Below are 16,294 nucleotides of genomic sequence, written 5' to 3'. Positions count from 1 at the left end.
GTACACGGTAAGACAGCGCGACGACGCGCACAGGGACGCAGCGCTCATCGTGGATCGCCGTAGAAGATGCCACGCCCACCGGTGGCGAAGTACACGCGCCCGGGGAGGCGCGGGTCGCCGGTGACGCTGTAGGGCTTGCCGAACCGGTGCGCGTCGTCGTTGATGCGCAACCAGTGCGCGCCTTCATCGTCGGAGCGGAACACGCCGTCCACTCCATCCACGCGGCCGGCCAGATACAGCGCCGGCGGTGCGACATCGCGCAGTGCCTTGCCGATGCCCAGCGAACGCGCCTCGTCCGGCCTGGACAAGGTCTGCAAACGCCCGTCCTGCCAGCGCATCACGCCCAGCGCGGGGCTGGCCAGATACACCACCCCTGCCCGCCACGGATCCGGGCGCAGCTGCGGGCGCGCCCGTTCGTCGCGCGCCGGGTTGCCGGCCTGTGCACCGGTGTCGCGAAAGTTCGCTGCACCATCGCGGCTCTGGTACAAGCGCCCGCTGGCGGTATCCACTGCATACCAGCGCCGCGCATCGACGCGATCGGCCACCGCCACCGCGGTCTCGGGCAGGCCCTGCACACGTTGCCAGTGCTTGCCGAAATCGGCGGTGCGCCAGCTGCCGCCTTTCTCGGGCGCCCACACCACATGGGATGCATCGGCGGCAATGGCGATGTTGCCGGCGCCCTGCCCGGCTGGCGGCTCGCTGGCGAACGCCGTCCACTGCGCGCCGCCATCGCGCGAGTACAGCGCGCGGATCTCGTTGTTGCGGCGATCGCGCACGGTACCACTGCGCACCACCCACTGCGCGGCCTGCCCGGCGGCATCGATGCTCTCGCCATTGGTCAGGCGCGGGCCGGCGTATTGCAGCTGCGCACGCTCCAGATCGTCATGCCGGAAGCCGTCGATATCGCCCAGCGCACTGAGCAGGTGCGCACCTTGCATCGGGCTGAGCAGATCCAGCGGCACGGTCTCTTCCAGCCCGCGATCCTGGAACCACCACTGCAACGGCTGCTGCTGCCTGGCGAAATCCTGCAGGTTGCGCGAGGCCCAGATGCCGTAGCCGGTGACGAACAGCGCGTGGTTGCTGTCGAACGGATCGATCGCCAGCGCGCCCATCCAGTGCGGCGTGGCCTGCGCGGTCCACGGCGCTGCGCTGTGATCGAACTGCGCGCCCGCCAGCAACGGCGTCCAGCTGCGCCCGCCGTCGACGCTGCGGAACAGCTCATCGCGCGGGCTACGACGGCGGAAGGTGCTGGCCAGCAGCACCTGCGGCAGTTGCGGATCCACCGCCACCGCGCCCCAACCGAAGCCATCGCCGCTGGCCGGCTGCGCGATCGGGCTGATCTCGCTCCAGCGCGCCTGCGCCGGGGTGTATTTCCACAGCGCGCCGCCGGCCATCAGGTCCGGCCCGGGCTGGTCGCCGTAGCTCAGGTACCACTGCCCATCGCTGCCGCCGGCCATATGACTGGGACGCAGGCCCTTGGGCTGCCCGGCCACCGCCGACCAGCTGCGACCGGCGTCGTCGGAGACATACAGACTGGCCTGCGCGGTGGACACGCCGACGTAGATGCGCGGGGTCGGACGGCCGATGCGGCCGCTGGCGGCATCGAAGACGACAAAGGCGATGCCCACGGCCTGTTCGCGTCCGACATGATTGCGCGCCGTCGCACCCGCCATTGCCCCGGCGGGAAATGCCTCCACTCGCGCCCAGTGCGCGCCGCGATCGTCGCTGCGCCACAGGCCTGCATCGCGTGAGCCGAGCAACAGCACACGGCCATCGTGCGGGTCCACCGCCAGCCGTTCGCCATTGGAACGCCCCAATTGATTGCCGCCGAGTTTGAACGGCAACTCGGCACGCTCGAAACTGCGGCCGCGATCGAACGAACGCAGCACCGCGGCATTGCCGGCGCGCTCGTGCATATAGGTGCCCGCAGCCAGATACAGCGCCTGCGGGTCGGCAGGATCGACCGCGAATGCGTCGATCCCCATCAGGTTCCAGTCGTCGGCACCCAACCAATCGGTCAGTGCGATCCACTGCTGCGCGCGCGCATCCCAGCGGTACGCACCACCGACATCGGTACGTGCATACGCAAGATCGCGCTCAGCGGGATGAAACAGCACACCGGTGACGAATCCGCCACCGCCGATGGCGACGCTGCGCCATTGGTAAGGCCCCTGCACCGCCGGATCGGCGGCCTGCAGCGGCAAAATCGAAAGCGACAACAGCACCAGCAGTGCCAGCCATACACGGACCGGCCACATCGCTGCGGTAACGCGGCGCACAGTAGGCGGATCGATCACAGCGATCATTCCTCCGGCTCCTCTTGCGATCGACGGCCTGCCGTCGATAGGAAAAACACCGGCCCGACGGGCTGCCTGCACAGCTCGCCGGACCGGAGACGCACTTCCTACGGCGCGTTCTACAGGCTGGCCCGCAATGTCAGGCCATACCGACGATCGTTGATCACGAAGTCACGGTAGCGCGACTCGGTGCCCAGATAGCTTTCGCGACGGGTATCGAGCAGATTCACGCCATCGAGCGAAATCGACCACACATCATTGATGTTGAAACGCAGCGAGGCATCCAGCTGGCCGAAGCCCTTGTTGTAGACCGGCAGGTTGCCGGTGCCGTTGCCCGCGGTGGTCACCAGCCAGTCGCTGCGCCAGTTGTAGGCCACACGGCCCTGGAAGCGCGAGGTTTCGTAGCTGAGGATCGCGTTGTAGCTGTTCTTGGACAGGCCTTCCAGCGGCACGGTCAGCGCCTGGCCGTTGGTGTCGGTGGCGGTGGGGCTCGGCGCCTCGCTGTCGACATAGGTGTAGTTGGTCTGCAGGCCGAAGCCGCTCAGCCAGCCCGGCAGGAAGTCGAAGAACTGCGTGTAGCCCAGTTCCGCACCGCGGATCTTGCCGGCATCGCCGTTGACCGGACGGGTGATCTGCCAGACCTGGCCGTCGTAGACCTCGTTGAAGACGGCATTGGCGATGAAGCCTTCGACCTTCTTGTAGAACAAGGTGCCGTACATCATCGAGCCCTGGCCGAAGTACCACTCCAGCGCGGTATCGAACTGGTCGGCCTTGACCGCTTCCAGACTCGGGTTACCCGCGGTCCCGGTGAAGGTCGAGGCACCATTGGAGGTACCGGTGCTCAGGCTCAAGTTTGGGTTGAGCCGGTCGAAGGTGGGGCGGGAAATGCCGCGCGAGGCCGCAAAACGCCACTGCAGCTGATCGCTCAGCATCCAGCGCAGGTTCAAGCTGGGCAGCACGTCGGTGTAGGTCTGCTGCGCATCTACCGGGATCAGGCCGCCGCCTTCGCTGTCGGTCCCGGTGCGCACGCCCTGCGAGCCCACCTCGGTGCGCACCACACGCACGCCGATGTTGCCGTCGAACGGAATCGAGTCGCTGTCCACGCCAAAGCGCAACACGCCATAGGCTGCGTAGGTCTTCTCGTTCTGCGTGTTGATGTTGTTGGGCGCAAATTCCAGCGGGCTGGCACCGAAGGTGGCCAGGGTCTGCTCGTAGTTGGCGACTGCCGAGTCGGCAGCCGTCAGCGTGCGGCCGAAGGTGCTGCTCTCACCGCGGAAGAAGTCGGTGATCGGGTTGGTCACCAGGCCGATGGTCGGGTACTGCGAGAACGGCGTACCCGAGCAATCGTTGATGCACATGAAGCGGTAGATATTGCCCTTGGTCTCGGCATCGCGGTCGGTGTAACGCACACCGGCCTTGAAGCTGCGCACGAAGTCGCTGTCGAAGGCCAGGTCCATGTCGGCGCGCCAGGCGAACTCGGTGCCCTTGTTGTCGTCCTTGTTGTCCAGGTGCCAGCGCCAGCCGTCGTAGTTGTTGGCATCGGCCAGATAGCCTTCCGCGCCGCTGGCATCGGTCACCGACAGGCGCGGCAGATCGCCACGGAAGTCGACATTGAACTGCGGGCTGGTGTCCTGCCCGGTGGCGACGATGTAGCGCGTGCCCTTGGTGGTGGCATCGACGTACTGGAAGTCGGTGCTCAGGGTCAGCTTCTCGTTGACCGTCCACTTGGCACCCAGCGAGTAGTCGGTGGTCACCGAATGCCGCTCGGTCAGGCTGGTGTTGGATTCGGTCGGCACATTCTGGAACGAGCCATTGACGAACTCGTTGCGGTCGTTGACCTGGATGCCCGGCAAGCCCTGCATCGGGTTGGCGCCGGTCAGGGCGAAGAACGAATAGTCGTGCCAGCTGAAGTCGTAATCCGAACGCAGCACCTGCGTGTAGACCTCGACCGAATCGTTCGGGCGCCACTGCATCGCGAACGCACCGGTCTTGCGCTCGCGCTCACCGATGGTGGTGTTGATGCCGGCGCCGTGCGGCACCGACACGCCCTGGCCTTCATAGCCCGGCAGATCGGTTTGCGTGTACCACGGCTCGATCGAGATGGTGTCCTGGCGGAACGGGCTCTTCTGCTGCGAGTAGTTCACCAGCAGGCCGATCTCGCCGATGCCGGTCTGCCAGCGATCGCTGAACAGGCCCGAGAACGCAGGCTTGCCGTCGTCGGCCAGGTCGTAATAGTTGTATTGGACGCTGCCGGCGATCTTGCGGCCGTCGTAGTCGAACGGCAGGCGCGTGCGCAGGTCGACGGTGCCGCCCAGGCCACCTTCGATCATGTCGGCCGAGGGATTCTTGTACACGTTGACGCCGCCGAGCAGCTCGGCCGACACGTCCTCGAAGCTCAGGCCACGGCCATCGTTGGCGGTGAAGATGTCACGGCCATTGAGTTCGGTGCGCACCTGGGTCAGGCCGCGGATGGCGATCGAGCTGCCTTCGCCGTAGTTGCGCGAGATCTGGATACCGGAGATGCGCTGCAGCGCCTCGGCGACGTTGTTGTCGGGCAGCTTGCCGATGTCTTCGGCAACGATGGAATCGACGATCTGCTCGGCGTTCTGCTTGACCAGCTGCGCCTTGGTGACGCTGCTGCGCGTGCCGGTGACCTGCACGGTGTCGAGCTGCTGGGTGGTGGAGTCCTCAGCCGGGGTGGCTGTGGTGGTCGCGTCCTGCGCGTAGGCCTGCGTGCTCAACAGCGTGGCCACACTGAGGGCCATCACGGAGCGGCGGAAATCACGGATCGAACGCTGACCCACAGTCCGGCCTGCCGGAATGTGGCGATGTTGCACTGACATGGTGCTCCCTCCCAGGACGCATGTACTTCTAATTTTTAGCGGGCCGGTGCGCGAACGCCCTGCCCGTCGTTGGTGCTGGCCCGCATCCGCCCATGACCGGAAGGCCGGGCGGTGCGATGCGTGGTAATCCTGACGAGGCTTACCTAGCGGCTGCGGCCGGAGCATAGGGCGGTGCCGTCGTGCCACACCAATGAAATATTCCTGGAAAGCTATTCGTAAAAACTATAGCAACGCCGACAAACCCGCCGGGTATGGCATTGCGGATCCGGACGGCCGGGCGGCCAAAGCGGGCTCAAGTCTGCGAGCCCGCACACGGCAGTTCCGTGATGGCCTTCGCTTACCAGTTCATGCGCAGCACCAGCGAATAGCGCCGGTCGTTGACGAACGAGGAGCGCTTATACAGACGCGGATCCACCTCGCCGCCTTCGTACGAGGTCGGCCCCATCAGCACCTTGGTCACCGTGTTGGTCAGGTTGTTGGCCTGCACGCCCAGTTGCAGGTGCTCGTTGAAGCGGTAGAAGAACGAGCCGTCGAGCTGGCCGTAGTCGTCGGCCCAGGTCGGCAGACGGGTGGACGCATCGCTGGTGGTCAGCAGGTAGCGCGAGCGCCAGTTGTAGGCCAGACGCAACGACAACGGGCCCTTCTCGTAGATACCGGCCAGGTTGTAGCTGCGCCGCGACAGGCCTTCCAGCGGCAGCTCGACACCGGTGACGGTGGTATTGGTGTACGGGTCGGTGGCGGTGTTGGCGCCGCCCTGGCTGTCGACGAAGGTGAAGTTGGCATTGACGCCGAACCCGCTCAGCCAGCCCGGCAACTGGTCGAAGAACTGGGTATAGCCCAGCTCCGCGCCGCGGATGGTGCCCTCGTCCATGTTGTACGGGCGCGTCACCAGCCAAGGGCGGTTGTCGTAGATCTCGCTGCGGGTCTGGGTGGAGAAGTAATCCTTGACCTTCTTGTAGAACAGCGTGGCGTACAGCATGTCGCTGGTGTCGAAATACCACTCCAGCGCGGTGTCGAACTGGTTGGCCACCATCGGCTTGAGGTTCGGGTTGCCGGCGGTGCCGACAAAATCGGTCGCCTGGCCGGCGTCGTTGGTTTCCACGTTGAGCAACACATACGGCTGCAGCTGGGTGTAGTCCGGGCGCGCCATCGCCTTGGAGGCGGCAAAGCGCCATTGCAGGCTGTCGGTGAAGCGCAGCCGCAGGTTCAGGCTGGGCAGCACGTTGGTATAGCTGCCCTGGGAGTTGTTCTCGAAGTACTGCCCGGTATAGCGCGCCTGCAGTTCCGGCGAGACATTGAGCCCGGCCAGGTTCTGGAACTGGCCAAAGCCTTCGGCCTGGGTCTTGGTCTGCACCACGCGGATGCCGATGTTGCCGTCCACCGGCACGCCCCAGGCCTCGTCGTTGCCGAAGTACAGCGCCGCGTAGGCGGCCTGGGTGCGTTCGTGCTGGCGGTTGGTGTCCTGCGGCTGATAGGTGTCCGGCGCCCAGCCGTAGCCGCGCAGCGCCACGATCTGCTGGATCATCTGCGAGGCAGAGCGGTAGTTGTTGACCAGGCTGCTGTTGGGCACCACCAGCGTGGTCGGCACGTTCACCCCGCCGCGAAAGAAGTCGGAGAAGGTGAACAACGACGACTGGTCGGTCATGAACTCGGACATATTCGCCAGGCCGTTGCTGGTGCCCGGAATGGCGGCCCAGTTGTCGGAGATCACGCCCCAGTTGTAGCCGGAATTCTTGTTGATCTGGTTGCGGTCGGTGGCGCGCATGCCGAAGCGCGCAAAGCGCAACCAGTTGCTGTCATCGAAGGTGTATTCCAGATCCACACGCGTGGACAGCTGCCGCCCGCGGTTCTTGCCCAGGTGATCCATCGCCGCCGCCCAGAAGTAGTTGGACGGGTCCTGGGTAAAGCCCGGATTGGCGATCTGCACGCTGGGATATTTGCCCGACACGTCGTACGACAGGCCCGGCAGATAGGTCGCACTGAACACGGTGAAATCCAGCTGTTCGTTCTCCGACTCCACCAGCTGCATATCGCCCTTGATCTGCAGGTTGTCGTTGAAGAAATGGCTGAAGCCCACCGACATGTCGGTGGTGGTGGTGCGCTGTTCGGAATAGCGGTTGTCGGTATTGAAGCGCACACCATCGCCGGTGAGCACCCCGCGCCACGAGCTGGATACCGGCGAGCCGCGCAGGAAGGCGCCGCGATCGTCGTAGTCGAAGGTGGTGCCCGGTGCCGGCGTGATGCTGTTGTTACTGTCGTTGAAGAACGCGGCGCGCTCCTGCCAGTTCATCTCGTAGCGCGAGCGCAGGAACTGCGCATAGATCTCGGTGGCATCGCTGGGCTTCCACTGGAACGCCGCCGCGATCCCGTCGCGCTTGCGCTCGAAATCCAGCTGACGCCAGTTCACCCCGCCCGGCACGAACACTTCGCTGCGCCCGCTGCCGGCCAGCACAGCCTCATCGGTCCGCCGCACGTACGGCTCCACCTGGATGCCGTCCGAGCGCGTGGCCAGCTCCGAATGCGCGACATCGATCATGAAGCCCATTTCGCCGATGCCGGTGTTCCAGCGGTCGCTGAACAGGAACGAGGCCGACGGCTTGTACTTCTTGCTCATGTCGCCGTAGTTGTAATCGACATTGCCGCCGACGATCCGGCCCGGATTGTCGAACGGCATGCGCGTACGCAGATTGACCGTGCCGCCCAGCCCGCCTTCGATGATTTCCGCCGAGGGGTTCTTGTAGACGTCCACACCGGCCATCAACTCGGCCGGCACGTCTTCGAAGCTCAGCCCGCGGCCGCTGGCGGCGCTGAAGATGTCGCGCCCATTGAGTTCGCCGCGCACCTGGGTCAGGCCGCGGATCATCACGCCGCTGCCTTCGGCGGAGAAATGGTCCGGATCGCTGCGTGCGGCGAAGTGATCGATGGTCACGCCGCTGACGCGCTGCAGGGTTTCGGTGACGCTGCGGTCGGGCAATGCGCCGATGTCTTCGGCACTGACCGAATCCACGATCTGGCTGGCATCGCGCTTGATCACCTGCGACTTGATCAGGCTGGCGCGCACGCCGCGCACTTCCACCGTGTCCAGATCCACCGCGCTGGTGCCGCCATTGGCGCTGGAGGCGGCCTGCGACGACTGCGCCTGTTGCGCATAGACGGGGGCGGCGAGCAGCAACCCGATGCTGACGGCCATGGCCGAATGACGCAAACGCGGGGTACGACGTGCGTGCACGCCCGTCCCTGCCGAGGCATGGCTTGAAAACTTGTACATCTGAATCCCTCCCAGGACGCAAGACGACTGAAGACTGGTTGTCGCGGCGCCGCGACGCGGCCCGCGTGATCACGGCGGAGCCGGCACGGACGCCTGCCCCTCCCTCTATCTGACGGTTTGCCCGCCGATCACCTGCCCGACTTCACGTGCGCTTCAGCGTGCGATCTGGCTCACAGATATAGGCGCGTGGTCTAGCGCCAGCCAATGAAAAATTCACAGCCTGGTATGCCGTGCCGGAATACAAATGGAAGAGCCCGCTTAACCAGTGGATTCCGGCCCGCGCAGACCGGGGTACAAACGCCGCGCGGTGGTGCGCAGCGCCTGCAGAATGCGCTCGGCCCCGGGCGGCAGGATGTAATCGCGCCGCCGGATGATGCCGAACGACTCCATGCGGACGCCCAGCTCGATCGGCAGCACGGTCAGCAGCTTGGCCTGGATCAGCGGCGCCACCGACTCCACCGGCAAGGCGGTCAGCATGTCGGTGCCACGCAACAGCGTGGAGGTCACCGGCAGCGACGAGGTCTCGATCGCGTTGGTCGGCGTCTGCACGCCGTGCTCCATGAACATCGAATCCAGCCGCGCGCGCAGCACGCTGTCGGCCGGCGGCAGGATCCAGCCATGCCGCACCAGATCCGCATGCTGCAGGCCGGTCCGACTGGCCAGCGGGTGGCCGGCACGCGCGATCACCGAATGCGGCTCGTCGGCCAGCGGCTCGAACTCCAGCTCGCCCACGCCCTCCGGCCCCAGGATGCGGCCGATCACGATGTCCAGCTGGCCGTCCAGCAACTTGGCCACCAGCGGGCGGCTGTAGTCCATTTCCACCCGCACCAGGATGTCGGGGAACTCGCGCTTGACCTCGGCGATCGCCTGCGGCACCAGGTTGGTACCCGGATTGACCACGGTGCCAATCGAGGCCTGGCCCATGCGCCCGGCGCGCAGCGCGGCGATTTCCTCCTGCGCCCGGCCGATCTCCGACATCGCCGCACGCGCACGCCGGATCAGCACATGGCCGTACCAGGTGGGCTCCACCCCGCGGGCATGCCGCTCGAACAGTTTCACCCCCAGCATGTCTTCCATTTCCGCCAGCAGCTTGGAGGCGGCCGGTTGGGTCATGCTGGCGGCCTCGGCCGCGCGCAGCACCGAGCGTTGTTCGTGCAGATGCAGCAGCAGCAGGAGCTGGCGCGTCTTGAGGCGGGCAGCGTTGAACCAGGGAGTGCCGGAATTTGCCATGGGGTATCGCCACGCAGCTGTATTCGTAGGAGGAATAGAATATGCCGAAAATTTCATTTGCAGCACATATCTCCCCGCGCGAGGCTATCGAACGCCGCAGCAGGAGCCCCTACCTCCCGGGCGCGGCCAGAACAGACGTGACCCATCTTCCACGAGATGGCAACACGCACGCCATGATTGCGGAGGTGGACGACGATGACGGCAACTTGCCGGCCAATTGCAGGCCGTTGGAGTGCGCACGCAAGTGCCGCAGCCACCTCGTCGCGGCTGCCTGCCGCCCTCCGCGCGCTGCTAGGCAGCGCTGCAACTTCCCCCGACGCTGGCGCCCATCCGGACGCCGACGGCCGCTTTCCGCTCTATCGCGAGTAACACGATGACCTCAGACACCACCGCCAGCCTGTTCGCCCTGCCGCTGATCGCCATCCTGCGTGGCATCACGCCGGAAGAAACGCTCGACCATGTCGGTGCACTGATCGACGCCGGCTTCGACGCGATCGAGATCCCGCTCAATTCGCCGCGCTGGGCCGAGAGCATCGCCCTGGCCCAGCAGACCTACGGCGAGCGCGCCTGGATCGGCGCCGGCACCGTGCTGCGCAACGACGATGTCGACACCCTGGCCGAGATCGGTGCGCGCTTCATCGTCACCCCGAATACGCGCCCGTCGCTGATCCGCCATGCGGTGTCGCGTGGGCTCACCGTGGTCGCCGGTTTCGCCACCGCCAGCGAGGCGTTCGACGCCATTGATGCCGGCGCCACGATCCTGAAGCTGTTCCCGGCAGCCACCTATGGCGCCGCGCATGTGCGCGCGCTGCGCTCGGTGCTGCCCAAGCACATTCCGGTCTACGTGGTCGGCGGCGTCAGCCCGCAGACCCTGGCCGGTTTCCTTGCCCAGGGCGCCGCCGGCGCCGGCATCGGTGGCGAACTGTACAAACCCGCGCAATCGCTCGAAACGACCCAGACGCATGCACGCGCCTTCGTGCAGGCCTACCAGGAACTGCAAGGATGAAGATCACCCGCCTCACCACCTACCACGCCGCACCGCGCTGGCTGTTCCTCAAGGTCGAAACCGACGAGGGCATCACCGGCTGGGGAGAGCCGGTCATCGAAGGCCGTGCGCGCTCGGTGGAAGCCGCCGTGCACGAACTGGCCGGCTACGTCGTCGGCAAGGATCCGGCGCGCATCAACGACCTGTGGCAGACCATGTACCGCGCCGGTTTCTACCGTGGCGGTGCCATCCTGATGAGCGCCATCGCCGGTATCGACCAGGCCTTGTGGGACATCAAGGGCAAGGCGCTGGGCGTGCCGGTGTACGAGCTGCTGGGCGGGCTGGTGCGCGATCGCATGAAGACCTACCGCTGGGTCGGCGGCGATCGCCCGGGCGCGATCATCCAGCAGATCACCGACTACCGTGCGCTGGGCTTTGACACCTTCAAGTTCAACGGCACCGAGGAAATGAAGCTGATCGACAGCGCGCGCGCCGTCGATGCCGCCGTGGTCAAGGTCGCCGAAATCCGCGAAGCCTTCGGCAACAGCATCGACTTCGGCATCGACTTCCACGGCCGCGTCGGCGCGCCGATGGCCAAGGCGCTGCTGCGCGAGCTGGAGCCGTTCAAGCCGCTGTTCGTCGAAGAACCGGTGCTGGCCGAGCAGGCCGAGTACTACCCGCGCCTGGCCGCGAGCACCTCGATTCCGCTGGCGGCCGGCGAGCGCATGTTCTCGCGCTTCGAATTCAAGAACGTGCTGTGCGCCGGCGGTATCGGCATGGTGCAGCCGGACCTGTCGCATGCCGGCGGCATCACCGAGTGCGTCAAGATCGCCGCGATGGCCGAAGCCTACGATGTCGGCTTCGCCCCGCACTGCCCGCTCGGGCCGATCGCGCTGGCCGCCTGCCTGCACGTGGACTTCGTTTCGCACAACGCGGTGCTGCAGGAACAGAGCATCGGCATCCACTACAACGAAGGCGCCGACCTGCTCGATTACGTCATCAATAAAGACGATTTTCAGTGTGTCGATGGCAGTATCGCCGCTCTGCCCAAACCCGGGCTCGGTGTGGAGATCGACGAAGACATGCTCAAGCGCGCAAACGAAAATCCGCCGGACTGGCGCAATCCGGTCTGGCGTCACAGCGATGGCAGCATCGCCGAATGGTGAGCACGCCCGAACACACCGCCGTGCTGGCGGTCGACAGCCGCTGCACGCATGGCGAAGGCGTGCTGTGGTGCGAGCAACGTGAAGCGCTGTACTGGGTGGACATCAGCGAGAAGCGGCTGTGGCGGCATCATCCGCACAGCGCACACACGCAGTACTGGACGCTGCCGGACCGCCCCGGTTGCCTCGGCCTGATGGACGACGGCCGCGTGATGATCGCGCTGGCCAAGTCGGTCTGCATCGCCGACCCCGACAACGCCGATGCCGACACGCTGCCGCTCGAGCACCTGGCCGATATCGAAGTCGACAACCCGCACACGCGCAGCAACGACGGCCGCGCCGACCGTAACGGCAACCTCGTGTTCGGCACCATGGACGAGCACGACCACAAGGCCGCACGCGGCGCGATATACCAGTTTTCGCTGCGCCACGGCCTGCGTGCATTGCCGCTGCCGGGCGTGTCGATCCCCAACTCGATCTGCTTCAGCCCCGACGGCCGCACGCTGTATTACTGCGACTCGCTGCGCCCGCAGATCCTGTGCTGCGATTACGACGCCGACACTGCGCAGACCAGCAACGTGCGCGTGTTCACCACGCTGGATCGCGACGATGCCGAGCCGGACGGCTCCATCATCGACAGCGAAGGCCATCTGTGGAATGCGCAATGGCGCGCCTGGCGCGTGGTGCGTTACCGCCCCGACGGCAGCATCGAGCGCATCGTGCAGTTGCCGGTCAAGCACCCCACCTGCAGCGCCCTCGGCGGCGCCGCGCTGGACCGCCTGCACGTGATCAGCTCGCGCCTGGACCACAGCGCCGAAGAACTGGCGCGCACGCCGGAAGCCGGCGGTCTGTACGTCTGCGACGTGCCGATCAAGGGCCTGCCCGAGAGCCGGGTGACCAGCGCATGATCGCCATCGACTGGGGCACCAGCAGCCTGCGTGGCTACCTGCTCGCTGCCGACGGCACGGTGCTGGAGCAACGCCGCGGCAGCGACGGCATCCTGGCCTGCCAGGGCCGCTTCGCCGACGTGCTGAGCACGCTGGTCGACGGCTGGGACGGCCCACTGCTGCTGTCGGGCATGATCGGCAGCCGCAATGGCTGGGTCGAGCAGGCCTATCTGCCCTGCCCGGCCGATACCACCGCCCTGGCGCAGGCGATGCGTAGCTACACCGACCTGCTGCCCGGACGCACGCTGTGGTTCGTGCCCGGCGTAAGCACCGGCGAGCAGCACGGCGTGCCCGATGTCATGCGTGGCGAGGAAACCCAGCTGGTCGGCCTGATCGCCGCACTCGGCGATGGCGAACACGTCGCCTGCCTGCCCGGCACCCACAGCAAATGGGCGCAGATCGCGCACGGCCAGCTGACCGGTTTCGCCACCGTCATGACCGGCGAGCTGTATGCGGTGCTGCGCCAGCACAGCATCCTGGGCAAGTTGATGCAGGACGACCCTGCGGACCTGGACACCGATGCCTTCGCGCAAGGCGTCGACCGCAGCGCCGCGCCCGGTGGCCTCAGCCATCACCTGTTCGGCGCCCGCACGCTGGGCCTGTTCGACCGCCTCGCCGCCACCGCGCTGCCGTCCTACCTCTCGGGCCTGCTGATCGGCCACGAACTGCGCGAGCAGCGCGGCAGTCACGCCACCGTGCACCTGGTCGGCAGCCCCGGCCTGGCGCAGCGCTACGCGCTGGCGCTGGCGCAGCTGGGCGTGCGGACGCAGCTGCATCGGGAAGATCTGGCTGCCACGGGATTGTTCGCACTGGCCAGGCAGCGCGGGCTGGCCTGACCGGAGACGGTCAGGACCGCGCCGAGCGGCCAGGGCTGGAGGCCGACAAATCCCGGCCAACCCCACACCGGCCACCGGACTGCTTTAGAATTGACAGGCTAAACGCCGGATTCCGCCATGCCTTTTGTTGTCACCGAAAACTGCATCAAGTGCAAATACACCGACTGTGTCGAGGTCTGTCCGGTGGATTGCTTCCATGTCGGCCCGAATTTCCTGGTCATCGACCCGGATGAGTGCATCGACTGCACGCTGTGCGAGCCGGAATGCCCGGCCAATGCGATCTACCCGGAAGACGACGTCCCGGCAGGTCAGGAAGGCTTCGTCGCGCTCAACGCCGAGCTGGCCAAGGCCTGGCCGGTGTTGACCGTGCGCCAGGAGCCGCTGCCCGATGCCGCCGAGTGGGACGGTAAGCCGAACAAGTTGCCGCTGCTGCAACGCTAAAACAGCGCCTGGCAGCATCCAGCCGGGCGACAACACAGCAACCAAGCGACAGCACCGCATCAGAATGCAAAACGGGCGCCCGAAGCGCCCGTTTTGCTGTCTGCAGTTGCTGCAGCGGCTCAGCCGCCCAGCTTGCCCTTCAACGCCGTGATGACCGCCACCGGCGCTGCCGCAGTGGCCGGCATGCCGCGCGGATCCACCGCCGACACATAGCTGCCGGCCTCGACCTTCACTACGCGCACCAGGAAGCTGGAGCCTTCGTAGCTGACGTCGTAGGAACCGAGCATCTGCGCCTTGCTGGCGATGGTCAGGCCGGGAATGTCGGCCAGCGCCGCGCCAACCTTGGCGAACACCTCGTCGCGCTCGCCCGGCACGGTGAAACCGCTGTTGGCGCTGGCGGACGGTGGCGCCGAAGTGTTCTGCTGCGCGCTCGATGCCAGCGTCGGCACCTTCATCGCACCGGAGGTGTCGGGCAGGTTCAGATCCGGCGGCACTTCCAGCGGACGGGCTTCCGGGGCCAGCGCGTAGTCACCGCGTGCGCCCTTGTGGAACCAGCTGCAACCGCTCGTGGCGGCGACGGTGGCGGTCGCCAGCAACGCGAGCGAGAGCACGCGGACGGGGGAAACGGAATGACGCATCGATAAATCTCCTGGGTCAGGCCGCGAGCATTTCGCGGCTGGAAAGCGCTTCCAACGCAACAGCGTCGGCGGCAAGGCGGTCGGCGGCAGGCTGGTGCGCCGCAGAAAGGGGCAGTAACGGCAGGCGCAGGCCGTGCCCGATCCCGGCGCGCTGCAGCAGCGCCTTGACCGGGATGGGATTGGATTCGATCCCGCAGAAACTGTGGTACTCGCTCAGGCGTGCGTCCCACGTGGTGGCCGCCTCGCGCTGACCATCGCGGGCCAGATCGCACAGCCGCCGGTACGCCGACGGCAACGCGTTGGACGCCACCGAAATCAGCCCGTCGGCACCGGACAGCATCGCCTGCGCGGCGCTGCCATCGTCACCGCTGAGCACGACGAAGGACTCGCTGCGCAGCGCCACCAGCGCGGCGACGCGCTCCGGCTCGCTGCGCGCTTCCTTGATGCCGACGATATTCGGATGGCCGACCAGTGCGGCAACCGTCTCCGGCAACAGATCGCATCCGGTGCGGCCGGGCACGTTGTACAGCACCACCGGCAGCCCGCCGTTGTCGGCAACCGCCTGGAAATGTGCCTGCAGGCCGGCCTGGGTCGGACGCACGTACGGCGGCGTCACCACCAGCGCGTACTGCACACCCAACGCCGCGGCGCGGCGCGTCTGCGCGATGGTCTTGGCGGTGCCCGACAGGCCGGTACCGGCCAGCACCGGCACACGGCCGGCCACCTGCGCGACGGCGGCACGCAACAAGGTGTCGTACTCCTCGTCGCTCAATGCCGCGGCCTCGCCGGTGGAACCGGCGACGACGATTCCCTGCACGCCGCCGTGCAGTTGCTGTTCCAGCAACCGCCGCCAGGCATCCAGGTCGAGTGCGCCGTCCGGACCGAAAGGGGTCGCCAGCGCGGTGATGATGCCGGAAAGGGACAAGATTCTGCTGCTCTTACGTGACAGGAAAGGCCCGCGCGCACGCGGGTTGTGGCCGCCTGCATGTTACTTGCGGCGCGAAACCACGGGCAAGTATGCTGGTCACCGCCAGGGCGCCTGCCCGGGCGGCCATTCAGCCTGATGCAATGCCGGAAGCCCCTTTGACCGACTCGACTCCCCGGCCTTCGCCGACCGAAAACCACCTCCTGATCAACGCCTATACGACGCATCCGGAGTCCCCCCTGTTGCCCGTCACCCGCCGCATCGCCGACAGCGGCTGCAATCTCGTGGACGCCCGCCTGGCTACGGTGGGGCGCGATGTCTCGGTCACCGCCCTGGCCACCGGCTCCTGGGATTCGGTCGCCAAGCTCGAAGCGATGCTGACCCGGCTCGAGCGCGAGGAAGGCCTGAAGCTGGTGTGGTACCGCACCGGCCCCAAGCAGACCCAGTCCAACCTGCTGCCCTACATCGTCGAAGTCATCGCCGCCGACAAGCCGGGCATCCTGTTCCAGCTGGCCGATTTCTTCGACCGCCAGGGCATCACCATCGAGAACCTGCAGAGCACGCGCTACCGCGCCATGCAGACCGGCGCGGAGATGTTCTCGGCGCAGGTGACCATCGGCGTGCCGGCCAACATGCACATCGCCGCGTTGCGCGATGATTTCCTGGAATTCTGTGATCACCTCAATCTCGACGCGATCATGGACCCGATGAAGTTCTGAGG

The 16,294-nt window shown here is 66.3% G+C and carries 12 protein-coding genes; 6 read left to right on the top strand and 6 right to left on the bottom strand.

The genetic code is table 11. The features are described from left to right. Positions 1–44: 44 nt before the first annotated feature. The 4 genes from ABQ137_RS09700 to ABQ137_RS09685 all read right to left on the bottom strand — a co-directional run bounded on the left by ABQ137_RS09700 (position 45) and on the right by ABQ137_RS09685 (position 9,638). Complete coding sequence (locus ABQ137_RS09700; protein ID WP_349782193.1) at positions 45–2,306, bottom strand: beta propeller repeat protein; 2,262 nt, start codon at positions 2,304–2,306, stop codon at positions 45–47. Between the two features lie 110 nt (positions 2,307–2,416). After that, the gene (locus tag ABQ137_RS09695) at positions 2,417–5,140 is read right to left on the bottom strand and encodes a TonB-dependent receptor (RefSeq protein WP_349782191.1); all 2,724 of its coding nucleotides are present in this window, start codon (positions 5,138–5,140) and stop codon (positions 2,417–2,419) included. A 337-nt stretch (positions 5,141–5,477) separates the two neighbouring features. Then, positions 5,478–8,408, bottom strand: a complete 2,931-nt coding sequence (locus tag ABQ137_RS09690; protein WP_349782189.1) for a TonB-dependent receptor — start codon at positions 8,406–8,408, stop codon at positions 5,478–5,480. 258 nt (positions 8,409–8,666) lie between these two features. Beyond that, the gene (locus ABQ137_RS09685; protein WP_024939782.1) at positions 8,667–9,638 is read right to left on the bottom strand and encodes a LysR family transcriptional regulator; all 972 of its coding nucleotides are present in this window, start codon (positions 9,636–9,638) and stop codon (positions 8,667–8,669) included. Between the two features lie 373 nt (positions 9,639–10,011). Between ABQ137_RS09685 and ABQ137_RS09680 the strand changes: the two genes are divergently transcribed. From ABQ137_RS09680 to fdxA, 5 genes are all read left to right on the top strand, one after another. Continuing rightward, on the top strand, positions 10,012–10,644 hold the full coding sequence (locus ABQ137_RS09680; protein WP_039520823.1) for a 2-dehydro-3-deoxy-6-phosphogalactonate aldolase: 633 nt from the start codon (positions 10,012–10,014) through the stop codon (positions 10,642–10,644). Continuing rightward, complete coding sequence (gene dgoD / locus ABQ137_RS09675; protein ID WP_024939784.1) at positions 10,641–11,789, top strand: galactonate dehydratase; 1,149 nt, start codon at positions 10,641–10,643, stop codon at positions 11,787–11,789. Before ABQ137_RS09680 ends, dgoD begins: the two co-directional genes overlap by 4 nt. Next, entirely contained in the window at positions 11,783–12,694 is a 912-nt protein-coding gene (locus ABQ137_RS09670) for an SMP-30/gluconolactonase/LRE family protein (protein ID WP_349782186.1), read from the top strand. The genes dgoD and ABQ137_RS09670 overlap by 7 nt, the downstream gene beginning before the upstream one ends. Then, entirely contained in the window at positions 12,691–13,569 is an 879-nt protein-coding gene (locus tag ABQ137_RS09665; protein ID WP_349782184.1) for a 2-dehydro-3-deoxygalactonokinase, read from the top strand. Before ABQ137_RS09670 ends, ABQ137_RS09665 begins: the two co-directional genes overlap by 4 nt. Positions 13,570–13,686: 117 nt before the next feature. Beyond that, a complete protein-coding gene (fdxA, locus tag ABQ137_RS09660) occupies positions 13,687–14,010 on the top strand; it encodes a ferredoxin FdxA (RefSeq protein WP_006453280.1) in 324 nt (107 codons plus the stop codon). A gap of 119 nt (positions 14,011–14,129) precedes the next feature. Here the strand turns inward: fdxA and ABQ137_RS09655 are convergent, their stop codons facing one another. After that, complete coding sequence (locus ABQ137_RS09655; protein ID WP_024939787.1) at positions 14,130–14,648, bottom strand: hypothetical protein; 519 nt, start codon at positions 14,646–14,648, stop codon at positions 14,130–14,132. A 16-nt stretch (positions 14,649–14,664) separates the two neighbouring features. Then, a complete protein-coding gene (gene dapA / locus ABQ137_RS09650) occupies positions 14,665–15,573 on the bottom strand; it encodes a 4-hydroxy-tetrahydrodipicolinate synthase (protein ID WP_349782182.1) in 909 nt (302 codons plus the stop codon). Between the two features lie 92 nt (positions 15,574–15,665). Here dapA and ABQ137_RS09645 point away from each other — a divergent pair, with 92 nt between their 5' ends. Then, the gene (locus ABQ137_RS09645) at positions 15,666–16,292 is read left to right on the top strand and encodes a glycine cleavage system transcriptional repressor (protein WP_002813792.1); all 627 of its coding nucleotides are present in this window, start codon (positions 15,666–15,668) and stop codon (positions 16,290–16,292) included. Positions 16,293–16,294: the final 2 nt, after the last annotated feature.

This window comes from Xanthomonas sp. WHRI 8393 (assembly GCF_040203315.1).
GTDB lineage: Bacteria > Pseudomonadota > Gammaproteobacteria > Xanthomonadales > Xanthomonadaceae > Xanthomonas > Xanthomonas arboricola.
This window is presented reverse-complemented; position numbering and strand designations above follow the sequence as displayed.